The following is a 22,466-nucleotide window of genomic DNA, read 5'->3' as shown; positions in this document are numbered from 1 at the left end:
CCGGGACTCCGGGGCGCCCTCATCGCGTGTGGGCGCAGGTCAGTTCCGGCGGGCCAGTGACAGGGTGCGGTGGGCCGCCGACACCACCGCGGCGTCGATGAACCTGCCGTCCGGCAACGCCTGGGCGCCTTGTTCCGTGGTCGCCGCCTTGATGATCGTCTCCGCCTGCTCGATCTCCCGCTGGGTGGGGAGGTAGGCCCGTTCGATGACCGGGAGCTGGCGCGGGTGGATGGCGGCCCGGCCGAGGAAGCCCAGGGTGCGGCCGTGGGCGCAGGAGGCCGCGAGGCCCTCCAGGTCGCGGATGTCGGGGTGGACGGACTGGGAGGGCGGGGGCAGGCCGGCCGCCCGTGCGGCCACGATCACCCGGGAGCGGGACCAGTCGAGGCCCGCGTCCCCACGTACGCCCAGGTCGGCGGCGAGGTCCGCCTCGCCCAGGGCGATTCCGCGCAGGGCGGGGTGGCAGGAGGCGATCGCGTGCGCCCGTTCGATGCCCAGGGCCGACTCCAGCAGGGCGTACAGCGGGGGTGCGCCTCCCTCGGCGGGAGCTGTGTCCTCGGCGACGCGGACGATCTGCTCGGGGGAGGTCACCTTGGGCAGGCGCAGTCCGCGCACGCCGGGGAGCGCGGCGACCGCCTTCAGGTCCGCGTCGGCGCCGGGCGTGCCGAGGGCGTTCACGCGCACGTGGACCGGGGACGGCTGCGGCTCGGTGAGGAGTTCCGCGGTGGCCGCGCGGGCGTAGTCCTTGCGGTCGGGGGCGACCGCGTCCTCCAGGTCGACCACGACCACGTCGGCACCCGCGGTGAGGGCCTTGGCGACGACGTGCGGGCGGTCGCCGGGGGCGTACAGCCAGGTGAGTGGGGGCGCTGTCATACGGCGCCCGCCTCGCGCAGGGCGGCCAGTTCCGCTTCGGTCAGGCCCAGTTCGGTGAGGACCTCCGTGGTGTCCGCGCCGTGCGGGCGGCCCGCCCAGCGGATCGCGCCGGGCGTCGCGGACAGTCGGAAGAGCACGTTCTGCATACGGACGGGGCCCAGCTCGGGGTCGTCGACCGTGGTGACGGTGTCCAGGGCCTGGTACTGCGGGTCGGTCATCACGTCACGGACGTCCTGGATCGGCGCGACGGCCGCCTCCGCCTTCTCGAAGGCGGCCAGGACGTCGGTGCGGGTGCGGGCGGCGATCCAGGTGCCGACCGCCTCGTCCAGGACGTCGGCGTGGGCGGCCCGGCCGGCGCCGGTCGCGAACCAGGCCTCGTCGATCAGTTCCGGGCGGCCCACCAGCCGCATCACCCGCTCGGCGATCGACTGGGCGGAGGTGGAGACGGCGACCCAGGTGCCGTCCGCGGTGCGGTACGTGTTGCGCGGGGCGTTGTTCTGGGAGCGGTTGCCGGTGCGGGGCTGGACGTGTCCGAGCTGGTCGTACCAGGTCGGTTGCGGGCCCAGCACGGTCAGGATCGGTTCGATGATCGCCATGTCGACGACCTGGCCCTCGCCGGTGCGGTCGCGGGCGGCCAGGGCCGTCATGACGGCGTAGGCGGTGGCGAGGCCCGCGATGGAGTCGGCGAGGCCGAAGGGCGGGAGCGTCGGCGGGGCGTCCGGTTCGCCGGTGATCGCGGCGAAACCGCTCATCGCCTCGGCGAGGGTGCCGAAGCCGGGGCGGTGGGCGGCGGGGCCGAACTGGCCGAAGCCGGTGACCCGGGTGAGGACCAGGCGCGGGTTGGCGGAGGACAGCTCCTCCCAGCCGAGGTCCCACTTCTCCAGGGTGCCGGGGCGGAAGTTCTCGATGACGACATCGGCGGTGGCGGCCAGGCGCAGAAGGGTGGCGCGACCGCCGGGCGTGGCGAGGTCGAGGGTGATGGTGCGCTTGTTGCGGGCCAGGAGTTTCCACCACAGGCCCACGCCGTTCTTCGACGGGCCGTGGCCGCGGGAGGGGTCGGGCCTGGTGGGGTGCTCGATCTTGATGACCTCCGCGCCGAAGTCGCCGAGCATGGTCGCGGCCAGCGGGCCCGCGAAGAGGGTGGCGAGGTCGAGGACGCGGAGGCCGGTGAGAGGGCTCTGGGGCTTGTCGTGCCCCGCGGCGCTGGGAGTCATGGGCGGGGTCCCTCCGGGCGGGTGAGTGTGCGGGTGAGGTGGGCGAGCGTGTCGAAGCCGACGCCGTTGAAGTCGCCGACCGTGGTGGACAGGCGGTTCTTCAGCGGGCTGGTCCAGCGTTCGGGCAGGGCGGACGGGGTGCCGGCGAGCAGACCGGCGACGCTGCCGGCGGTGGCGCCGTTGGAGTCGGTGTCCCAACCGCCCGACACGGCACGGCAGATGGAGCCCGTGAAGTCGCCGTCCGCGTGGGTGAGGGCGGCGGCGATCAGCGCGGTGTTGGGGATGGCGTGGACCCAGTGGGTGTGCGCGTGGGTGGCGTGCAGTTCGTCGACGACGGTGTCGAAGTCCTGGTGGCCGCGGGCCAGTTCGAGGGCGTGCTGGACGGCTCGGGCCAGGCGGGAGTCCGGTGGGACCACGGTGAGGCCGGTGCGCAGCGCGGTGTGGACGTCGGTGGTGCCGGTGGCCGCCCGGGCGATGGTGGCCGCGATGAACATCGCCGCGTAGACACCGTTGGCGGTGTGGGTGAGGGTGGCGTCCCGGTGGGCCTGTTCGGCGGCTGCGGCCGGGTCGCCGGGGTTGGTCCAGCCGTGGACGTCGGCGCGGATCAGGGCACCGATCCATTCGCGGAAGGGGTTGTGGTGGCGGGCGGTGTGCGGGGGTTCCAGGCCGGTGAGGAGGTTGCGGTAGGCGACGCGTTCGGCGGTGAACGTGCGGCCCGCGGGGAGTTCGTCGAGCCAGAGGGCCGCCACGTCGCGGGTGGTGAAGCGTGGTCCGTGACGTCGCAGCAGGAGGAGGTTGAGGAGGGGGTAGTTGAGGTCGTCGTCCTCGGGCATTCCGTCGATGTTCTCGGCGAGGGAGGTGGCGGCCGAGCGGCGGTTCCAGGGGTGTGCCGCCAGCAGGGCGGCGGGGACTCCGCGTGCTGTGAAGTACCTGGTCAGGGGCCAGTTACCAGCGGATTTGGCCAGTTGACGGATGGCTTCCAGGGGGAGTTTCTCGACGGGTTTGCCCAGCAGGCAGCCGGCGGCTCGGCCCAGCCAGGCGGCTTCCAGGCGGGCCCGGGCGGGGGTGGCGGGGTGGGCGGCGACATCGGTGTGGCCGTGCCCGGCTTTCTGCTGCGGCCAGTCGGGGCACAGCGACTTGATCTGGTCCAGGTCCGTCGGCTCAAGGTCCGCCAACGGGCTTGGCAGGGCCGCCAGTTCGTCCAGCAGGTCCACCGCGAGGAGGCGCAGGCTGCGGGAGGCGGGTTCGGGGGAGGCGCCCGCCGTCACCGGGGCCTTGCGGCCTCCGGCTGCCTTCCAGCGGGACGCGATCGCCGAGGGATCACGGCCGTCCTCGGCTGCCTGACGGAGTTCGTGGCCGACGAGGTCTTCCGGCTGGACCCAGGTCAGGCGCAGCACCCGGAACCTCCGAGGAGGGTCAGGGCCTGCTCATGGGCGCGGCGTCGGCGGACGTCCTTTGCGAAGATCTCCCGGGTGACGGCCGCCAGGGTGGCCGCCGGTTCCCACAGGTCCAGACGGCTCGCCTCGGAGACCTGCTTCGACCAGTCCTCCGGGACCGCGGAGCCCAGGGCGCCCGTCAGCGCGCCGGCCATCGTCGCGATGGAGTCGCAGTCGCGGCCGTAGTTCACCGCGCCGAGGACCGCGTGACGGTAGTCGCCGCCTGCGACCAGCATCATGCCCAGCGCGATCGGAAGTTCCTCGATCGCGTGCAGACGCGACGGGCGGCGGGCGCCCAGGGAGGGGGCACGGTAGTCGGGGCCCACCGTGTCGTAGGGCGCGACCGCCTCGCGGAGCGGACCCAGCGCCGACTCGAAGTCCCTGTGGCGGCACGCGGTGTCGCAGACCTTCTCGATCGCCTCCCGGGTGCCGTCCTTCGCCAGCGACAGGCAGGCGGCGACGACCGAGTCCGGGTCGGCGCCCGGTGTGGCCGCCGCGGCCACCGCCGCCGCGAGGACGGCCGCCGCCTCACGGCCGTACGAGAACTGGTGGGCGCCCGCGATGTCCAGGGCCTCGGCGTAGGCCGCCCGGGGGTTGGCCGCGTTGACCAGGCCGACGGGGGCCATGTACATCGCGGCACCGCAGTTGACGATGTTGCCGACGCCGGCCTCGCGCGGGTCGGCATGGCCGTAGTGGAGCCTCGTCACCAGCCACTTCTCCGCGAGGAAGACACGGTGCAGGGGCAGCGCCTCCGCCTCCAGCTCCGGGATCCAGCGCGGGGTGGTCATCAGGTCGGGGACCAGGTGCTCCGCGATCGCGTACGCGTCCAGGTGGTCGCGGACCTGGGCGTAGACCCGCACCAGCGCGTGCGTCATCAACGTGTCGTCGGTGACGTGGCCGTCGCCCTTGTGGTACGGCGCGATGGGGCGGGCGGTGCGCCAGGAGTCACCGTTCCAGGGGCCGACGACGCCGTGCACGCGGCCGGCGTGGCGTTCCAGGATCTGCTCAGGGGAGTAGCCCTCGACGGGACCGCCCAGCGCGTCGCCGACGGCCGCGCCGACCAGGGCGCCGGCGATGCGCTCATCCAGGCCCACTGCTCGGGTTTCTTCACTTTTGGGCGTCATGCCCTGAATCATCCCTCTGGTGGGGCGGGTTGTGCGGCTTCCAGGAGTTCGGCGAGTTCCACCAGGTCCGTGCCGGTGAGCCGGGGCAGTGCGCAGCCGGAGAGCGTGCGGCAGGCGGCGCGCCAGGAGGCGGGGATCGACGCGCCGCCGCCCAGGGCGCCGGTGAGAGCGCCGGCCAGGGCGGGGGCGGAGTCCGCGACCCGGGACAGGCAGGCCGCCGCCGGAACCGCCTCCGCGATCCGGCCGTTCGCGGCGGTGGCCAGCGCGAGGGCGACCGGGACGGTCTCCGCGGCGGCGATGCCGTAGCTGTAGACGTGGTCGACGATCTGGTGTTCCAGCAGGGGGATCAGGGCGAAGGTGCTGTCGGCGCCGGCAGCCAGCGTGAGGGCGTGGCGGGCGTTGCGTCCGATCTCGGTGGACTCGGGGAGTTCCGCGAGGGCCGCGGTCGCGCAGGTGTGGACGTCGGCTCCGGTGAGGGCCAGGGCGAGGGCCGCCGCCATCGCCCTGGCGCCGTGCACGCCGTCGCCGTCCTGGGTGTAGCGGGCGTCGAACTCGGCCAGGTCGGCGGCGAGCCGGGGGTCGCCGGGGTGGGCCACGGCGAGGACGCAGGCCCGGACGCAGGCCGCGTCGTCGAAGTAGTGCGGGTTGTCGTGGCCGGTGGCGGGCGGGCGCAGGCCGGCGGCGAGGTTGCCGAGGCCGGCCCGCACCGAGATGCGGGCGCGCAGGGGCAGGACCGCGGACTCGATCTCGGGCGCGCGGTTCGCGGCGGCGGCCACCTCGCTCGCGAGGGCGTTCCAGGTGAGGTCGATCGCGGCGCGGGTGCGGCGCTGTCGGCTCAGGTCGCCGAGGGCGCTGTCGTCACCGGCCCGCAGCAGGGCCTCCGCGGCGAAGGCCGCCCACTCGGCGTCGTCGGAGGGGCCCAGGCGCAGGGGCTCAGGGGGCTGGTTGAGTGCGATGGGGACGGGGAGGGTCGTGGTCGCGTTCTGTTCGGCGAAGGTGTCGAGTTCGCGGGTGAGACGGCGGGTCCAGTCGGGCATCCGGGAGGCTCGGTGGCGGGCGGCGGGCCAACCGGCGGCGTCGCCTGCGGCTAGGCCCAGCAGGAGGCCTTCGGTGCGGTGGCTTGTGGTGTGGGCGGCCTCGGCTTCGCCTTCGGCTTTTTTGTTCCCATCCGCACCGCCCGTGCGGCTTTCGTTGTCCGGTGCGGGTGGCCCTGGTGGGGGGTCCTGGCCGTCGGCGGCCGCGGGTTCGATCGTGCCGAGCGTGAGTGTTGTCTCGTCCCAGGGGACGGGCGGCGTCATGAGACCACCTCTGTCCCGTCGTTCGCCCGCGCGACCTCGCTCGGTACGAATCCCCCGGCGCCCCACCTGCCGTCCTCGCCCGGAGTCAGTAGTTCCGCCACGTCCAGGACGTGGTGGCCCGCCATCGACGGCAGGCAACTGCCCCGGGCCGGGCCGATGGCCGAGGCCCAGTCGGCGGGGATCGCCGCGGCCCCCCGGGTCGCGCCGGCCAGGGCGCCCGCCACCGCCGCCGTGGTGTCCGCGTCGCGGCCCATGTTGACGGCGGTCAGCACCGCCTGGACGAAGTCGCCGTCGGCCGACGCGTAGGCCCCGAAGGCGAGGGCGACCGCCTCGGGGGCCAGGTCGGTCCAGGGGTAGCCGCCGACGACGACGGCGGCGCGGACCGCGCGTTCACCGCGGTGGGCCGCCGTCACGGCACGGCGCAGTGAGCGGGCCGTCCAGGAGTCGTCGGGGATGACCGCCAGGGCCGAGGCGACCACCGCGATGACCGGGGCGCCCGCCATCGCCGCCGCGACCCCGGCCGCCACCGCCTGACCGCCGTAGATGCCCTCGCCGTCGTGGCTCACCGAGCCGTCGATCGCGACCAGACGGGCGGCCTCGGCGGGGCGGCCCGCGGCGAACACGCCGAAGGGCGCGGCACGCATGGCGAGGCCGTCGCTCCAGGCGTGGCGGTGCTGGGCGGAGATCGGGGCGGCCAGGCCCCGCCGCAGGTTCTCCAAGGTGCCGCGTTCGCTGAAGCCCGCGCCCCGGAAGGGGCCCTCGGCGCGGTCCGCGATCCACAGGTGCCAGGCCGCCTCCACGTGTGCCGGTGTGAGCGCGGAGCCGTGCCGGGCCAGGAGGAGGCCGGAGAAGATCGCGTACTCGGTGTCGTCCGTGCCGGCGGGAGTGTCGGTGACGTAGCCCGTGATGCGGCCCCAGCGGGTGCGGATCTCGGAGGGCTTCATGTTCTCCGCGGGGGCTCCGAGGGCGTCCCCGACAGCCAGGCCGAGCAGCGCGCCGCGGGCCCGCTCGCGGAGGTCGGCGGTGTTCGCGGGCGCCGGGGTCGAGGGAATGCAGGCGATGGATGCCATCCGCGGCCTCCTCTACGGGGGGTTCGCACAGGGCGCTAAACCCTTTGCGGATGTGTCCCACCGGAGTGGTTCGCCGGAGCCTCGGGAGCTTCATCATCACCCGGTCGACATCTGTGCGGGGCATCTATCGAATGAGCGTCCGAGGGTAAAGCCGCAGGTTAGCCGAGCCTTTCCTTGCTGGTGGGCGGGAATTCGAAGGCGTACTGTGGGCGTTGTCGAAAAGTGGAATCAGTCCAAAGAAGCTGCTGGGGGACCGGAATGGCGCTCATCGAAACCGAGGCCGCGCTGCACGAGGCGCACCGCGACAACCACACGCACCGGGATGTCAACGGTGGCTGGCTGCGCCCCGCCGTCTTCGGTGCGATGGACGGCCTGGTCTCCAATCTCGCTCTGATGACCGGCGTCGCGGGTGGTTCGGTCGGGCACCAGACCATCGTCATCACCGGCCTCGCGGGACTCGCCGCCGGCGCCTTCTCCATGGCCGCCGGTGAGTACACCTCGGTCGCCTCGCAGCGCGAGCTCGTCGAGGCTGAGCTGGAGGTGGAGCGCGGGGAGCTGAGGAAGCACCCCAAGGACGAGGAGGCCGAGCTCGCCGCGCTGTACGAGGGGCGGGGCGTCGAACCCGGGCTGGCGCGTGAGGTGGCCCGGCAGTTGTCCCGCGATCCCGAGCAGGCGCTGGAGATACACGCCCGGGAGGAGCTCGGGATCGACCCCGGCGACCTGCCGTCGCCGCTGGTCGCGGCCGTTTCGTCGTTCGGGGCGTTCGCGTTGGGCGCGCTGCTGCCGGTGCTGCCGTATCTGCTCGGCGCCACCGTGCTGTGGCCCGCGGTGCTGCTCGCGCTCCTCGGGCTGTTCGCGTGCGGGGCCGTCGTGGCCAGGGTGACCGCGCGGACCTGGTGGTTCAGCGGGCTGCGGCAGCTCGCTCTCGGGGGCGCGGCGGCCGGTGTGACGTACGCCCTGGGCAGCCTGTTCGGAACGGCCGTAGGATAGCTCGGCTGCAAGGTATGCGTTGAGCCGCATAAGTAGCCGTTACTCGCTGGTTTCGAATGCTTAACCACCGGGCATGAGCCGTAAGCGCTGTGGGCAATGACGCCTGCGGCGCACTCGCGGGGTGGGCGACGACGCTCACTACGCCCCCTGGATCGACGGACACTGATCTGTCCCGCTCGGTCACCACATATTTCAAGCCACGTGTGCGGCATCCCTCGCACCCACGTGGCGTCCGCATGTTGGAACGGAGCATCCCGGTTCCCGAGAACCGCTCCATCATGTAACCTGCACGAAATTTTGCACTCACGCAGAGGGCCAACGTCGTCCCTCGGCAATCTGCATATGCCACATGACGACGACGGGAGAGCCGATGCGTACGCCGCGCCAGCCGTCCCAGCACTCCACGAATGGCCAGAAGTGGTCCTTCATGGATGCTCGCCCTGCTGCGCAGGGTATGTACGACCCCCGCAACGAGCACGACGCCTGCGGCGTCGGCTTCGTGGCCACCCTCACCGGCGAGGCGAGCCATGCGCTGGTCGAGCAGGCGCTCACGGTCCTGCGCAACCTGGAGCACCGGGGTGCCACCGGTTCCGAGCCCGACTCGGGCGACGGAGCGGGCATCCTGTCCCAGGTGCCGGACGCCTTCTTCCGTGAGGTCGCCGGGTTCGAGCTGCCCGCGGCCGGTGCGTACGCCGTAGGCATCGCCTTCATGCCGGAGGACGGCACCGAGGCCACTGTCTCCCAGATCGAGACGATCGCCGCGGACGAGGGCCTGACGGTTCTCGGCTGGCGCGAGGTGCCGGTCGCGCCCGAACTCCTCGGCGCCACCGCCCGGTCCACGATGCCCGCGTTCCGGCAGATCTTCGTGACCGACGGTTCCTCGACGGACATCGCCCTCGACCGCAAGGCGTTCGTGCTGCGCAAGCGCGCCGAACGCGAGGCCGGCGTCTACTTCCCCTCGCTGTCCGCGCGGACGATCGTCTACAAGGGCATGCTGACCACCGGCCAGCTGGAGCCCTTCTTCCCGGACCTGTCCGACCGCCGCTTCGCCTCCGCGATCGCGCTGGTCCACTCGCGGTTCTCGACGAACACCTTCCCGAGCTGGCCGCTCGCGCACCCGTACCGCTTCGTCGCGCACAACGGTGAGATCAACACCGTCAAGGGCAACCGCAACTGGATGGCCGCCCGCGAGTCCCAGCTGGTCTCCGACCTGTTCGGAGCGGACCAGAAGGCCCTCGACCGGGTCTTCCCGATCTGCACGCCCGAGGCCTCCGACTCGGCGTCCTTCGACGAGGTCCTCGAACTCCTGCACCTGGGCGGCCGTTCACTGCCGCACTCCGTGCTGATGATGATCCCGGAGGCGTGGGAGAACCACGACTCCATGGACCCGGCCCGACGCGCGTTCTACCAGTTCCACTCCAACCTGATGGAGCCCTGGGACGGCCCGGCCTGCGTCACCTTCACCGACGGCAAGCAGGTCGGCGCGGTCCTCGACCGCAACGGACTGCGCCCCGGCCGCTACTGGGTCACCGACGACGGCCTCGTCGTCCTCGGCTCCGAGGTCGGCGTCCTCGACATCGACCCCGCCAAGGTCGTCCGCAAGGGCCGGCTGCAGCCCGGCCGCATGTTCCTCGTCGACACCACCGAGCACCGCATCATCGAGGACGACGAGATCAAGGCCCAGCTCGCCACCGAGGCGCCCTACGGGGAATGGCTGGAGGCCGGCGAGATCGAGCTGTCCGACCTGCCCGAGCGCGAGCACATCGTGCACACGCACGCCTCCGTCACCCGCCGCCAGCAGACCTTCGGTTACACCGAGGAGGAGCTGCGCGTCATCCTGGCGCCGATGGCCAAGGCCGGTGCCGAGCCGATCGGTTCGATGGGCACGGACTCGCCGATCGCCGCGCTGTCCGAGCGCCCGCGGCTGCTCTTCGACTACTTCACCCAGCTGTTCGCGCAGGTCACCAACCCGCCGCTGGACGCGATCCGCGAAGAGCTCGTCACCTCCCTGCGCTCGTCGCTGGGCCCCCAGGGCAACCTGCTGGATGCGAGCGCGGCTTCCTGTCGTAGCGTCGTCCTGCCCTTCCCGGTGATCGACAACGACGAGCTGGCCAAGCTCATACACATCAACGCCGACGGCGACATGCCGGGCATGAAGGCCGCGACCCTCTCCGGTCTCTTCCGCGTCTCCGGCGGCGGCGACGCCCTGGCCGCGCGCATCGAGGAGATCTGCGCCGAGGCCGACGCCGCCATCGAGAACGGCGCCCGCCTGATCGTCCTGTCGGACCGCCACTCGGACGCCGAGCACGCGCCGATCCCGTCGCTGCTGCTCACCGCGGCCGTCCACCACCACCTCATCCGCACCAAGCAGCGCACCCAGGTGGGCCTGCTGGTCGAGGCCGGTGACGTCCGCGAGGTCCACCACGTCGCCCTGCTCATCGGCTTCGGCGCCGCCGCCGTGAACCCATACCTGGCCATGGAGTCGGTCGAGGACCTGGTCCGCGCCGGCACCTTCCTGTCGGACATCGAGGCCGAGAAGGCCATCCGCAACCTGATCTACGCCCTCGGCAAGGGCGTCCTGAAGGTCATGTCCAAGATGGGCATCTCGACGGTCGCCTCCTACCGGGGCGCCCAGGTCTTCGAAGCGGTCGGCCTCGACGAGCAGTTCGTCACCAAGTACTTCAGCGGCACGGCCACCAAGATCGGCGGCGTCGGCATCGACGTCATCGCCAAGGAGGTCGCCGCCCGTCACGCGAAGGCGTACCCGGCCAGCGGCATCGCGCCCGCCCACCGCGCCCTCGACATAGGCGGCGAGTACCAGTGGCGCCGCGAGGGCGAGCCGCACCTGTTCGACCCGGAGTCGGTCTTCCGCCTCCAGCACTCGACGCGCAGCGGCCGGTACGACATCTTCAAGAAGTACACCGAGCGCGTGAACGAGCAGTCCGAGCGCCTGATGACGCTGCGCGGCCTGTTCGGCTTCAAGGCGGGGGACCGCCAGCCGATCTCCATCGACGAGGTCGAGCCGGCGTCCGAGATCGTCAAGCGTTTCTCCACCGGCGCCATGTCGTACGGCTCCATCTCCAAGGAAGCCCACGAGACGCTCGCTATCGCCATGAACCAGCTGGGCGGCAAGTCCAACACCGGTGAGGGCGGCGAGGACGCGGACCGGCTGTACGACCCGGCGCGCCGCTCCAGCATCAAGCAGGTCGCCTCCGGCCGCTTCGGTGTGACCTCCGAGTACCTGGTCAACGCCGACGACATCCAGATCAAGATGGCCCAGGGCGCCAAGCCCGGCGAGGGCGGCCAGCTGCCCGGCCACAAGGTGTACCCCTGGGTCGCCAAGACCCGGCACAGCACCCCCGGTGTCGGTCTGATCTCCCCGCCGCCGCACCACGACATCTACTCCATCGAAGACCTGGCCCAGCTGATCCACGACCTGAAGAACGCGAACCCGCAGGCGCGGATCCACGTGAAGCTGGTCTCCGAGGTCGGCGTCGGCACGGTCGCGGCGGGTGTGTCGAAGGCGCACGCGGACGTGGTGCTCATCTCCGGCCACGACGGCGGTACCGGCGCCTCCCCGCTGACCTCGCTGAAGCACGCGGGCGGCCCCTGGGAGCTCGGTCTCGCCGAGACCCAGCAGACCCTGCTGCTCAACGGCCTGCGCGACCGCATCGTCGTGCAGACCGACGGCCAGCTGAAGACGGGCCGGGACGTCGTGATCGCCGCGCTGCTCGGCGCCGAGGAGTTCGGTTTCGCGACCGCGCCGCTCGTGGTCTCCGGCTGCGTCATGATGCGCGTCTGCCACCTGGACACCTGCCCCGTCGGCATCGCCACCCAGAACCCGACGCTGCGGGACCGCTTCACCGGCAAGGCCGAGTACGTGGTGAACTTCTTCCAGTTCATCGCCGAGGAGGTCCGCGAGATCCTCGCCGAGCTGGGCTTCCGCTCCATCGAGGAGGCCGTCGGTCACGCCGAGACCCTCGACGTGACCCGCGCGGTCAACCACTGGAAGGCGCAGGGCCTGGACCTCGCTCCGCTGTTCCACGTGCCCGAGCTGCCCGAGGGCGCCGCGATGCACCAGGTGATCGAGCAGGACCACGGCCTGGAGAAGGCGCTCGACAACGAGCTGATCAAGCTCGCCGCCGACGCCCTCGCCGCGGACTCCCAGGCCGAGGCCCGGCCGGTGCGCGCCCAGGTCGCCATCCGCAACATCAACCGCACGGTCGGCACCATGCTCGGCCACGAGGTGACGAAGAAGTTCGGCGGTGCGGGCCTGCCCGAGGACACCATCGACGTCACCTTCACCGGCAGCGCCGGCCAGTCCTTCGGCGCCTTCCTGCCGCGCGGCGTCACGCTGCGCCTGGAGGGCGACGCCAACGACTACGTCGGCAAGGGCCTCTCCGGCGGCCGGGTGATCGTCCGTCCCGACCGGGGCGCCGACCACCTCGCCGAGTACTCGACGATCGCGGGCAACACCATCGCGTACGGCGCGACCGGCGGCGAGCTGTTCCTGCGCGGCCGCACGGGCGAGCGGTTCTGCGTCCGCAACTCCGGCGCGACGGTGGTCTCCGAGGGCGTGGGCGACCACGGCTGCGAGTACATGACCGGCGGTCACGCGGTCGTCCTCGGCGAGACGGGCCGCAACTTCGCGGCCGGCATGTCCGGTGGCGTCGCGTACGTCATCGACCTGAACCGCGACAACGTCAACGTGGGCAACGTCGACGCGGTCGAGGCACTGGACGACACCGACAAGCAGTGGCTGCACGACGTGGTGCGCCGGCACGCCGAGGAGACCGGCTCGACGGTCGCCGAGAAGCTGCTCGCGGAGTGGACCGTGTCCGTGGAGCGCTTCAGCAAGATCATCCCCAGCACGTACAAGGCAGTGCTCGCCGCCAAGGACGCCGCCGAGCGAGCGGGTCTCACCGAGACCGAGATCACCGAGAAGATGATGGAGGCGGCGATCAATGGCTGACCCGAAGGGCTTTTTGAACCACGGCCGTGAGGTCGCCAGGACCCGTCCCGTCGAAGAGCGCAAGAAGGACTGGAACGAGGTCTACGTCCCCGGTTCCCTGCTGCCGATCATCAGCAAGCAGGCCAGCCGCTGCATGGACTGCGGCATCCCGTTCTGTCACAACGGCTGTCCGCTGGGGAACCTGATCCCCGAGTGGAACGACTACGCCTACCGCGAGGACTGGGCGGCCGCCTCCGAGCGGCTGCACGCGACGAACAACTTCCCGGAGTTCACGGGCCGGTTGTGCCCCGCCCCCTGCGAGTCGGCGTGTGTGCTCGGCATCAACCAGCCGCCCGTCACCATCAAGAACGTCGAGGTCTCGATCATCGACAAGGCGTGGGAGACCGGTGACGTCGCCCCGCAGATCCCGGAGCGGCTGTCCGGCAAGACCGTCGCGGTCATCGGGTCCGGCCCGGCCGGACTCGCCGCCGCCCAGCAGCTCACCCGGGCCGGCCACACCGTCGCCGTCTACGAGCGCGCGGACCGCATCGGAGGCCTCCTGCGGTACGGGATCCCCGAGTTCAAGATGGAGAAGCGGCACATCAACCGCCGTATCGAGCAGATGCGCGCGGAGGGCACCCGCTTCCGCACCGGCATCGAGATCGGCCGCGACCTCAAGGCGAGCGACCTGAAGAAGCGGTACGACGCGATCGTCATCGCCGCCGGTGCGACGACCGCGCGTGACCTCCCGGTCCCCGGCCGTGAACTGCAGGGCATCTACCAGGCCATGGAGTACCTGCCGCTGTCCAACAAGGTGCAGGAGGGCGACTTCGTGGCGCCCCCCATCTCCGCCGAGGGCAAGCACGTCGTGGTCATCGGCGGTGGCGACACCGGCGCCGACTGCGTGGGCACCGCCCACCGCCAGGGCGCGGCCTCGGTCACGCAGCTGGAGATCATGCCCCGCCCGAACGACGACCGGAACCCGGTCTCCCAGCCGTGGCCGACCTTCCCGATGCTCTACAAGGTCACCTCCGCGCACGAGGAGGGCGGCGAGCGGGTCTACTCCGTCTCCACCACCCACTTCGAGGGCGACGAGGACGGCAACGTCCAGTGGCTGCACCTGGCCGAGGTGGAGTTCGTCGAGGGCAAGCTGACCCAGAAGCCGGGCACGGAGCGCAAGATCCCCGCCCAGCTGGTCACCCTCGCGATGGGCTTCACGGGCACCGACCGGGACAACGGCCTGGTCGAGCAGTTCGGCCTGGACCTCGACGAGCGCGGGAACATCGCCCGCGACGCCGACTTCCAGACCAATGTGCCGGGCGTGTACGTCGCCGGTGACGCCGGCCGCGGCCAGTCCCTCATCGTGTGGGCCATCGCGGAGGGCCGCTCGGCCGCCCGCGGGGTCGACCGCCACCTGACCGGCGACAGCGACCTGCACGCCCCGATCCGTCCGACGGACCGCTCGCTGATGGTCTGATCCGCAGGATCGACAGGTCTCCCGTACAACGGCGTACGGGCGGGATATCCGGGGGCACCATCAGCGGCCGAGCCGCGGGCCCCCGGACCCCCCGAGACGGCGCCTGCCCCTTTGTCCCCGACCGGACGACAGGGCAGGCGCCGTCGTCTTCCCCGGAGCTCATGGGCGTCCTTCCCTGTCCGAGTGGGAAGACCCCTCAGCCCGAACTCGCCACCAGGCCCTCGAACTCCACCGTCGCGTCCTCCGTGTACGCGCCCACCCGGCCCCGGTTGTACGGCCGTTCGACGTCGGTGAACCGCACCAGCGGCGTCCCTCCCACCGACACCGACAGCAACGCCCCCCGCTGCTCGACCCGCACGTCGTACCAGCCCCCCACGGGGTACGTCGTCCGCCCGGTCGCCAGGAAGCGCTGGCCGCCCGGATAGGCGGGGTCGCGCTTGCCCAGCTCCCAGCCGTTCGGCTTGAGGGTGACGTAGTAGAAGTGCTCGGGGTCGGTGTACGCCCACACCAGCCAGGGCACCTCCCACGGGTTCGGTTTCGGTGAGCGCAGCTGTTCCACCGTCCGCATCCGTGCCTCGTAGCGCACGTCGGTGTAGGAGGCGGTGCTCACCACCAGCCCGGCGTGCGTGGTCCCGGGCTCCTCGGCGGCCAGCGGGGAGAGGGTGAGCGACCCGTCGTCACCGGTGTTCTTGCCCATGCCGTTGAACACCGACAGCCAGCGGCCGTGGGTGGTGCCGTCGATCCAGGGTTTGGGCGGCGGGGCGTCGGACCGGCACTGGCTCAGCACGATCGCGGCGACCGCCGCGAGCGCGAGGACCAGCGCCAGTCCGGTGACGGCACGGCCCCCGCGCCCCGCCCGAAGCCCCCGCGAAACCGGAGGCGTTCTTCGGCGGGAGCGCAGGGGTGACGGTGTCATGCCGTCGAGTATGGCCCGGATGCCGTGAGATCGACCGGGACGTCGGCGGCGAAGTCCTCGGCCAGCTGGGCCAGGATCCGGGCGGTCGCCATGCCGTCGCCGAACGGGTTGCCCGCGGTGGCCATGCGCTTGTACTCCACCGGGTCGTCCAGCAGCTTCTGCGCCCAGGTCAGGATCGCCTCCGGGTCGGTGCCCACCAGCCGGGCCGCGCCGGCCTCGACCGCCTCGGGCCGCTCGGTGGTCGTCCGCAGGACGAGCGTGGGCTTGCTCAGGCTCGGGGCCTCCTCCTGGATACCGCCGGAGTCGGTGAGGACGAGGTCGCACTCGGCGAGGGTGGCCGCGAAGTCCAGGTAGCCGAGCGGCTCGACGAGCCGGATGCCCTCGTGGCCGTCGAGTTCGGGCAGCAGGACGTCCCGCACGGCCGGGCTCTTGTGCAGCGGCAGCACGATCTCCACGTCGCCGCGCGCCGCGAGCCTGGTCAGCGCCCGACCCATGCCGCGCATCCGCTCGCCCTGGTTCTCCCTGCGGTGCAGGGTGACCAGGACCCGCTTGGCGCCGGTGCGGAAGGCGGAGGAGCCGGTGCCCTCGGCGAGCACCCACAGCAGGTTGTCGATGACCGTGTTGCCGGTGGTGAACACCTGCTCCGGCGCGATTCCCTCGTCCGTCAGGTGCCGGGCGGCCGCCGAGGTCGGGGCGAAGTGCCAGCGGGTCATCCGGCTGATCAGGCAGCGGTTGAGTTCCTCCGGGAAGGGGTTGTCCATGACACCGGTGCGCAGTCCGGCCTCGACGTGGGCGACCGGGATCTTCTCGTAGAACGCGGCCAGGGCGCCGGCCAGCGCGGTCGTGGTGTCTCCCTGGACCACGACCAGGTCGGGGCGTTGCTCCCGTATGGCCTGGCCGAGCTCCTGGACGAGGCGGGCGGTCAGGTCGGACAGCTGCTGCCGTCTGCGCATCACGTCGAGTGCGATACGCGCGTCGACGCCCAGCAGGTCGAGCATCTGGTGGAGCATCTCGCGGTGCTGGCCGGTGGTGACGACGATCGGCTCGAACTGCGCGGCGGTGGCCATCGCCCGCGCCACGGGCGCCAGTTTGATCGCTTCCGGCCGGGTGCCGAGCACGAGCATGGCGCGTACGGGCGCGGCTGACGAGTGTGTGGACATGGGTGCCCCCCTATGGGCATGCGTGATCGACGCAGCGATCACGTGAGGTGATGAGAGGTACTGCGGATGAGAGATGCAGACGGCGGTGCGGTGAGAGAGGGAGATGGAGAGCTGAGGGCCCGCGCGGGCTCGGCGCGGCCTGAACGTCCTCAGGTGCGCGCGGTCTTGAGCCAGCCCCGCTGACCGGTGAGCATCCGCCAGAAGCCCCACCATCCGGCGGCGAACCAGATGTAGCCGTAGAAGACGAAGACGTGGGCGATCAGCACGGAACGTAGGAGCCCGAGGTCACGCTCACGCTTGGCGTACACGAAGCCGTACGCGTAGGCGGCCGTGAACGAGAGCAGGTACGGGCCGAGCAGCCACATCGGCGAGACGAGGGAGTGGCCGGCCTGGACCGAGCCCACGATGGTGGCGCCCAGGGCGACGAGGAAGGAGAGCGGAAGCAGCGAGGTGAGCAGGATCAGCACCGGGCTGGAGAGGTGGTACAGGAGGTCGAGCGCCGCCCGGGTCGGTACGTCCCTGAGGATGAGCGGGACGAGGCCGGCCGACTGCAGGTGGCCCTGGAACCAGCGGGATCGCTGGCGGATCAGGCGCCTGAGGCTCAGCACCGCCTGCTGGGAGACCGCGGCGGCGGTGCAGTGCTGGTTGGTCCAGCCCTTGGCGATCAGCCGGACGCCGAGGTCGAGGTCCTCGGTGAGGCTGTCGCTCCAAGGCCCGTCGCCCTCCAGGGTGTTGAGGGCGGCGAGCCGCATGAACTGCCCGTTCCCGCCCATCCCCACACTGCCGATGAAGCGGCGGGCGCTTTGGAAGACGTCGCCGTAGACGACGAACTCCATGTCCTGCATACGGGCCAGCAGTCCGAGGTGCCGGTTGTACATCCGGACGCAGACCTGGACCGCGCCCGTTCTAGGGTCGTCGAAGTACGGGTCGACCGACTGCACCACGTGCGGGTCGAGCCGCCCGTCCGCGTCGACCACGCACAGGACCACGTCCTCGGGGGCACGGCCGGCGAGCACACCGGACTCCCTGAGGTAGCGCACTCCGTCGTTGAGCGCGGCGCCCTTGCCCTTGCGCGCGTTCGGCAGGGTGCGCCGGTGCAGCCGGACCAGGTCCGGGTCGGCGGCCTGGGCGATCTCGGCGGTGCGGTCCTCGGAGCCGTCGTCGATCACCAGCGCCATGAAATTCCGGCTGGGCAGCGAGGTGATGCGCGCGAGGCTCTCGGAGAGCACCTGCTCCTCGTTGAGGCAGGCAAGCAGAAAAACGTAGAACCGCTCCGCCCGCTCGGTTCGGGTACGGCGCTTTCTGCGTCTCGACAGCACGAACAGACTCGTGTTGTAGCAGCCGGCCATCACGATCAGGGTGATGCTCGACCACAGGAGCAGGTCAGTGATCATGGCTGCTCCCGGCCTCGGCTGCCCGTACCTTCTGTGCGAGGCGGCGCAGGCGTATCCGGACCAGCAGGATCAGACAGGCGGTCAGACAGTAGAGCAGGAACCCGGCGCCGGCCGTCGCCTGCAACGCCTTGGCCAGCCGCAGCCCGGGCAGGGCTTCGGGCGCGGCCATCGCCCCTGCGAGAGGCAGTAGTGCCCCCAGCGCGGGTCGTCCGTACATGGTGCCCCCCACATTCGAATGCGCGTCCCCACAGCGCGAGGCGAACGTAGCAGACGTCCAGGGGCCCCAGAAGACAATTTGAAAAACTGACATGTCCGACCATCCAGTAGGGTCTCATGGCACTCCGGGAATTAACCCTTCGGCCCATTGACACCCAGTCGTCACCCTCAGAAGAATCGGTCCCCTTGCTGTTGGGGAAAGCCTTTGCCAAGGATTGGCAAAAGGGGGGGAGTCATCGTGAGATCAGTGATTTACAGCCGAAGACATCGAATTCCCAAGCTCTACCTTGTCCTCTTGGTCCTCGTCGCTCTGGTCAGCGGCACTCTTCTGGCCACGGGAGCGCAGGCCGGCCCCAGGGGACATCGGCCCGGACACGAAGCCGTCGCCAAGAAGTCCGGACTGGGCCGGATCGACCTCAAGGGCTGGGCGCAGGCCCAGTTCACCTCCGACCGAGAACGGCTCAGCTCCGACCGAGCACGCCACAACAAGTCGCGTCACACATCGTCCGTGGCCCATCTGACGACCTCGGCCGTCTACCGGACCGGCACCGCCACCACCGCGGCGGCCGTGACCCGGCAGGCGTCATTGACCCGGCAGGTGTCCCTGCCCCGAGCCGTCGCCGCCGCCGCGGCCGACCCGAGCGCCCTCGTCCTCTACGACACGGCAGGCCCATACGGGCAGTTGGGCGAGCTCTACGCCATGGGCGTGGCCAACCTCGCGGGACACTTCGGCAGCGTGACGGCCAAGCCCGTCCAGCAGTACACCGCCGGCATGGTCGACTCCTACTCTGCCGTGATCTACATCGGTTCGACCTACTACTGCTGTGACATCCCGGACGCGATCCCGGCCGCCTTCTACCAGGACGTGTCCACCACGACCAAGCCCGTGATCTGGATGGGTGACAACATCTGGAACATGGCGAACGCGGTGGGCGTCACCCAGTTCACGCAGAAGTACGGCTGGGACCCGACGTCGTCCTACTACGTGGACGGCAGTTCGGTCGGGACCGTGACGCAGGTGACCTACAAGAACCAGGTCCTGACCCGGAAGATCCCGGCGGGTCAGGACGGCGGCGTGCTGCGCCCCAATGTCCTCACCGGCCCCGGCTACCCGGCCGTCACCCGGCTTGCGGAAGGACTGGACACCTCCAACGGTCACACCTTCGGATGGGCGATCCGGTCGTCCAACCTGACCTACCTCGGTGAGATCCCCTTCGCCTACGTCTCCGAGAGCGACCGGATCATCGTCCTGGAGGACCTCCTCTTCGACGCCCTCGCCCCGGCCACCGTCGATCGGCACCGCGCACTGCTGCGCCTGGAGGACATCAGCCCCGACTCGGATCCCACCGAACTGCGGACGATGGCCGACTACCTGTACTCCCAGAAGATCCCCTACGGCATCAACGTGATCCCTGTCTACAAGGACCCGAACGGGACCTACAACAACGGTGTCGCACAGACGATCACGCTCGCCCAGCGTCCGAAGGTCGTCAGCGCCCTCAAGTACATGCTGGCCAGGGGCGCGGTCCTCATGGACCACGGCTACACACACCAGTACAGCAACGTCGCCAACCCGTACAACGGCGTCACCGGCGACGACTTCGAGTTCTACCGGGCCCACGTCGACGCCTCGAACAACGTCGTCTACGACGGCCCCGTCGCCGAGGACTCCACCCTCTGGGCACAGAGCCGGGTGTCCAGCGCGCTGGCCGCCTTCACCGCCGCGGGCCTGCCGAAACCGACACTGTGGACCACCCCGCACTACGCCGCCTCGGCCGCCGACTACAAGGTGTTCGGCTCCAACTTCTCGGCGCGCCTGGAGCGTTCGCTGTACTTCTCGGGAACCCTCAGCGGCACCTCCGCCGGGCCCAACTCCTTCATCGGCCAGTTCTTCCCGTACGTGGTGAAGGACGTGTACGGCACGAAGGTGCTGCCCGAGAACATCGGCAACTACGAGCCGGAGGCGTACAACAACCACCCGGCCCGCCTGCCGGCCGACCTGATCGCCTCGGCGAAGGCCAACCTGGCCGTCCGGGACGGGTTCGCCAGCTTCTTCTACCACCCCTACTACCCGACCCAGCCGCTCAAGGACACCATCGACGGCATCAAGGCCCTGGGCTACAGCTTCGTCAGCCCGTCGAGCCTGTGAGAGAACCCGCCCTGCGCAGGAGGACCGTCGCCGCTGCCGCGGTGGCGGTCCTCCTCGGCGCCGAAGGGTGCACAGCCACCGGCTCCTCCGGTGAGAAGGAACCGAAAGGAACCATGCGGGGCATCACCCTGCCCTCCTGGTACCGCACCGACTACGACAGCCCCGCCGCCCGCCGGTACCTGCGGGACATCAGGGCCACCGGGGCACGCTGGGTCACCTTCACCCCGACCTGGTACCAGCACCGGCGCACCGACTCCGCCATGCACCCCACCGAGGAGACCGCCAGCGACGCGAGCCTGAAAAGGATGGTGCGCCGTGCCCACAGGGCCGGCCTCAAGGTGATGATCAAGCCGCACGTGGACCTGCCCGGCGACGCCGACCGCGCCGAGATCCGCCCCCGCGACCGCGCCGCCTGGTTCACCTCCTACCGCCGCTTCATCACCCACTACGCCGACCTGGCCGCCGACACCGGCGCCGAGCAGTTCGCGGTGGGCACCGAACTCGCCGGGGTCTCCGGCGACCGCGAGGCGTGGACCCGGGTCGTCGACACCGTCCGCGAGCACTACGACGGCCCGCTGACCTACGCGGCCAACTACGACGAGTACACCAGGGTCGGCTTCTGGAAGGAGCTCGACCTCATCGGCATCGACGCCTACTGGCCCCTGTCCGACAGCCCCACCGCCGACACCGCACGGCTGCGCCGCGCCTGGAGACCGATCAGCGAGGAACTCGCCGCCTTCTCCCGACGCCACGACCGGCGCATCCTGTTCACCGAGGCCGGGTACGTCAGCCAGCACGGCTCCACCACGGCGCCCTACGCCTGGGACATCAGCCGCCGCACCGGCGACGCCGAACAGGCCGCCGCCTACCGGGCGTTACTGGACACCTTCACCGGCCGCCCGTGGTGGGCCGGGGTGTGCTGGTGGATGTGGGACGACTGGCCGGACAGCGGCGAGACCCCGGCCGCGCTGGCCTACACACCGCACGGCAAGCCGGCGGAGCGGGTGCTGCGGGAGAGGTGGGGCGGGTCCTGACGCCGGGTCAGCACCCCCTAGGGAACCTTGTAGGTCTGCCCGTACACCTTCCACTCCAGCGGAGTGGCAAGCCGCAGGTTGCCCTCGTTCAGGAAGCGGCGTTGTTCCGTGTCGACGCGGCTGGTGTCCGTGCCGGGGTGCAGGGCGGTCATGGCGGCGCGGCGGACGTCGAGGAACTCCGCGAGGTACGTCTTCTCCGAGCCGCCCCGGGCGGGGGTGGCCGCCCGGCGCAGGGCCGCGGCGCGGATGCCGCCGAAACTGGTCGGGCTCTGGCCGGGGCCGTGGTACACCATCGCGTCGTAGTAGATGAACTGGCCGAGGACACCCAGCCCGTCCTCCTCGGCCCGGCGCACCGCGGGGTCGAAGTAGAGGCGGTCGCGCTGCTCGTCCTGGGCCCTGCGGAACGCCGGGCGGGCGGCCTCCGCCTTCCAGGCCGCGGTGAAACCCGGGTCCAGGCCCGCGTGGGAGTCCGTGCCGTCGACCGCGCGCAGGGCGGGGAGGTAGCGGGCGAGACCGTTGCCGGGGTGCTCCTCGGTGTACGCCTGGACGAGGGTGAGCAGGTCGTGGGTGCCGGTGCAGAAACCGATGAGGCCGGCCGTGTAGCCCTGCCCGTCATCGATGTCCTCGATGTAGGCGTAGGCGGCACGCCAGTCGAGGGTGGAGTTCTCGGCGCTGGCCACCAGTTGTTGGGCCAGTTCCTTCTTGCCGGGGTCGGCCAGGCTCGCGGGCCTGGCGGCCGGTTTCCGGGCGGTCGGGGTACCCACCGCCTGCGTGACCGCGGCCGGTGTACGGACGGCCGGGGTACGGACGGCCGGGGTACGCGCGACCGACGTACGGGGCGCGGCCGTCGGACCCGTCCTCCCCTGTGCCTTCCCGTCCACCTCGGAGGTGGGTGCCGTCGAGGCGTAGACCGTCGCCGCGACCACGAGGGGCACGGCGCCGAGCAGCAGGAGACCGGCACGTTTCATGCCGCCCAGCGTACGGTCGCCCGGTGCCGCGGCAGCGGTGGCCGGGTCGGTGCGTGCGGGGAAGCGCGCGGATCTCCGCCGGATGCTCCATCCCGGGCTGTCGACCCTGTCGTGGACGAGTCGCTGCGGTGGCCGACGTCGGCGCGGACGCGGAAAATCGTCCGGCCCCCCTGACTGGCCGCCCCACGGGCTTGGTCGT

General features: G+C 71.1%; 16 protein-coding genes. 5 read left to right on the top strand and 11 right to left on the bottom strand.

Annotated features, from left to right (window positions below; translation table 11 throughout):
- Positions 1 to 39: 39 nt before the first annotated feature.
- Genes ABZ027_RS12100 through ABZ027_RS12075 form a run of 6 tightly spaced genes read right to left on the bottom strand, consistent with a single transcriptional unit; the run spans position 40 to position 7,012 of the window.
- A complete protein-coding gene (locus ABZ027_RS12100; protein WP_356767070.1) occupies positions 40 to 870 on the bottom strand; it encodes a CoA ester lyase in 831 nt (276 codons plus the stop codon).
- A complete protein-coding gene (locus ABZ027_RS12095) occupies positions 867 to 2,084 on the bottom strand; it encodes a CoA transferase (RefSeq protein ID WP_356767068.1) in 1,218 nt (405 codons plus the stop codon). The genes ABZ027_RS12100 and ABZ027_RS12095 overlap by 4 nt, the downstream gene beginning before the upstream one ends.
- Entirely contained in the window at positions 2,081 to 3,481 is a 1,401-nt protein-coding gene (locus ABZ027_RS12090) for an ADP-ribosylglycohydrolase family protein (RefSeq protein ID WP_356767066.1), read from the bottom strand. Before ABZ027_RS12090 ends, ABZ027_RS12095 begins: the two co-directional genes overlap by 4 nt.
- Positions 3,469 to 4,644, bottom strand: coding sequence for an ADP-ribosylglycohydrolase family protein (locus ABZ027_RS12085; protein WP_356767064.1), 1,176 nt, complete (start codon positions 4,642 to 4,644; stop codon positions 3,469 to 3,471). The genes ABZ027_RS12090 and ABZ027_RS12085 overlap by 13 nt, the downstream gene beginning before the upstream one ends.
- 8 nt (positions 4,645 to 4,652) lie before the next feature.
- On the bottom strand, positions 4,653 to 5,942 hold the full coding sequence (locus ABZ027_RS12080) for an ADP-ribosylglycohydrolase family protein (protein WP_356767062.1): 1,290 nt from the start codon (positions 5,940 to 5,942) through the stop codon (positions 4,653 to 4,655).
- Positions 5,939 to 7,012, bottom strand: coding sequence for an ADP-ribosylglycohydrolase family protein (locus ABZ027_RS12075; RefSeq protein ID WP_356767060.1), 1,074 nt, complete (start codon positions 7,010 to 7,012; stop codon positions 5,939 to 5,941). The genes ABZ027_RS12080 and ABZ027_RS12075 overlap by 4 nt, the downstream gene beginning before the upstream one ends.
- 258 nt (positions 7,013 to 7,270) lie before the next feature.
- On the opposite strand from ABZ027_RS12075, the gene ABZ027_RS12070 reads away from it, so the two are divergent.
- The 3 genes from ABZ027_RS12070 (at position 7,271) to ABZ027_RS12060 (ending at position 14,430) form a co-directional block, all read left to right on the top strand.
- A complete protein-coding gene (locus tag ABZ027_RS12070; protein WP_356767058.1) occupies positions 7,271 to 8,002 on the top strand; it encodes a VIT1/CCC1 transporter family protein in 732 nt (243 codons plus the stop codon).
- Positions 8,003 to 8,372: 370 nt separating this feature from the next.
- Entirely contained in the window at positions 8,373 to 12,974 is a 4,602-nt protein-coding gene (gltB, locus tag ABZ027_RS12065) for a glutamate synthase large subunit (protein ID WP_356767252.1), read from the top strand.
- Positions 12,967 to 14,430 carry a glutamate synthase subunit beta gene (locus tag ABZ027_RS12060; RefSeq protein ID WP_356767056.1) on the top strand — a complete coding sequence of 488 codons (1,464 nt, stop codon included), beginning with the start codon at positions 12,967 to 12,969 and terminating at the stop codon, positions 14,428 to 14,430. Before gltB ends, ABZ027_RS12060 begins: the two co-directional genes overlap by 8 nt.
- A gap of 196 nt (positions 14,431 to 14,626) precedes the next feature.
- On the opposite strand, the gene ABZ027_RS12055 is transcribed toward ABZ027_RS12060, so the two are convergent.
- The 4 genes from ABZ027_RS12055 to ABZ027_RS12040 form a co-directional block, all read right to left on the bottom strand.
- Positions 14,627 to 15,346, bottom strand: coding sequence for a calcium-binding protein (locus tag ABZ027_RS12055; RefSeq protein ID WP_356767054.1), 720 nt, complete (start codon positions 15,344 to 15,346; stop codon positions 14,627 to 14,629).
- Positions 15,343 to 16,506: a UDP-N-acetylglucosamine 2-epimerase (non-hydrolyzing) gene (wecB, locus tag ABZ027_RS12050; RefSeq protein ID WP_356767053.1), complete on the bottom strand. Its 1,164-nt coding sequence runs from the start codon at positions 16,504 to 16,506 to the stop codon at positions 15,343 to 15,345. The genes ABZ027_RS12055 and wecB overlap by 4 nt, the downstream gene beginning before the upstream one ends.
- A 149-nt stretch (positions 16,507 to 16,655) precedes the next feature.
- Positions 16,656 to 17,900 (bottom strand): glycosyltransferase family 2 protein, encoded by a 1,245-nt coding sequence (locus ABZ027_RS12045; protein WP_356767052.1) that lies wholly within the window; start codon positions 17,898 to 17,900, stop codon positions 16,656 to 16,658.
- On the bottom strand, positions 17,890 to 18,117 hold the full coding sequence (locus tag ABZ027_RS12040) for a hypothetical protein (protein WP_356767050.1): 228 nt from the start codon (positions 18,115 to 18,117) through the stop codon (positions 17,890 to 17,892). The genes ABZ027_RS12045 and ABZ027_RS12040 overlap by 11 nt, the downstream gene beginning before the upstream one ends.
- A gap of 294 nt (positions 18,118 to 18,411) precedes the next feature.
- Here ABZ027_RS12040 and ABZ027_RS12035 point away from each other — a divergent pair, with 294 nt between their 5' ends.
- Together ABZ027_RS12035 and ABZ027_RS12030 are read left to right on the top strand one after the other, a co-directional pair.
- Positions 18,412 to 20,265 carry a polysaccharide deacetylase family protein gene (locus ABZ027_RS12035; protein WP_356767049.1) on the top strand — a complete coding sequence of 618 codons (1,854 nt, stop codon included), beginning with the start codon at positions 18,412 to 18,414 and terminating at the stop codon, positions 20,263 to 20,265.
- Positions 20,262 to 21,299 (top strand): hypothetical protein, encoded by a 1,038-nt coding sequence (locus ABZ027_RS12030; protein WP_356767047.1) that lies wholly within the window; start codon positions 20,262 to 20,264, stop codon positions 21,297 to 21,299. Before ABZ027_RS12035 ends, ABZ027_RS12030 begins: the two co-directional genes overlap by 4 nt.
- A 17-nt stretch (positions 21,300 to 21,316) precedes the next feature.
- On the opposite strand, the gene ABZ027_RS12025 is transcribed toward ABZ027_RS12030, so the two are convergent.
- On the bottom strand, positions 21,317 to 22,267 hold the full coding sequence (locus ABZ027_RS12025; protein WP_356767045.1) for a chitosanase: 951 nt from the start codon (positions 22,265 to 22,267) through the stop codon (positions 21,317 to 21,319).
- Between the last annotated feature and the right edge of the window lie 199 nt (positions 22,268 to 22,466).

Source organism: Streptomyces sp. NPDC006332 (genome assembly GCF_040612855.1).
Taxonomy (GTDB): domain Bacteria; phylum Actinomycetota; class Actinomycetes; order Streptomycetales; family Streptomycetaceae; genus Streptomyces.
This window is presented reverse-complemented; position numbering and strand designations above follow the sequence as displayed.

Coding starts and splice junctions, on each gene's coding strand:
- ABZ027_RS12100 (WP_356767070.1), bottom strand. CDS start 870: ATGACAGCGCCCCCACTCACCTGGCTGTACGCCCCCGGCGACCGCCCG.
- ABZ027_RS12095 (WP_356767068.1), bottom strand. CDS start 2,084: ATGACTCCCAGCGCCGCGGGGCACGACAAGCCCCAGAGCCCTCTCACC.
- ABZ027_RS12085 (WP_356767064.1), bottom strand. CDS start 4,644: ATGACGCCCAAAAGTGAAGAAACCCGAGCAGTGGGCCTGGATGAGCGC.
- ABZ027_RS12080 (WP_356767062.1), bottom strand. CDS start 5,942: ATGACGCCGCCCGTCCCCTGGGACGAGACAACACTCACGCTCGGCACG.
- ABZ027_RS12075 (WP_356767060.1), bottom strand. CDS start 7,012: ATGGCATCCATCGCCTGCATTCCCTCGACCCCGGCGCCCGCGAACACC.
- ABZ027_RS12070 (WP_356767058.1), top strand. CDS start 7,271: ATGGCGCTCATCGAAACCGAGGCCGCGCTGCACGAGGCGCACCGCGAC.
- gltB (WP_356767252.1), top strand. CDS start 8,373: ATGCGTACGCCGCGCCAGCCGTCCCAGCACTCCACGAATGGCCAGAAG.
- ABZ027_RS12060 (WP_356767056.1), top strand. CDS start 12,967: ATGGCTGACCCGAAGGGCTTTTTGAACCACGGCCGTGAGGTCGCCAGG.
- ABZ027_RS12055 (WP_356767054.1), bottom strand. CDS start 15,346: ATGACACCGTCACCCCTGCGCTCCCGCCGAAGAACGCCTCCGGTTTCG.
- wecB (WP_356767053.1), bottom strand. CDS start 16,506: ATGTCCACACACTCGTCAGCCGCGCCCGTACGCGCCATGCTCGTGCTC.
- ABZ027_RS12045 (WP_356767052.1), bottom strand. CDS start 17,900: ATGATCACTGACCTGCTCCTGTGGTCGAGCATCACCCTGATCGTGATG.
- ABZ027_RS12040 (WP_356767050.1), bottom strand. CDS start 18,117: ATGTACGGACGACCCGCGCTGGGGGCACTACTGCCTCTCGCAGGGGCG.
- ABZ027_RS12025 (WP_356767045.1), bottom strand. CDS start 22,267: ATGAAACGTGCCGGTCTCCTGCTGCTCGGCGCCGTGCCCCTCGTGGTC.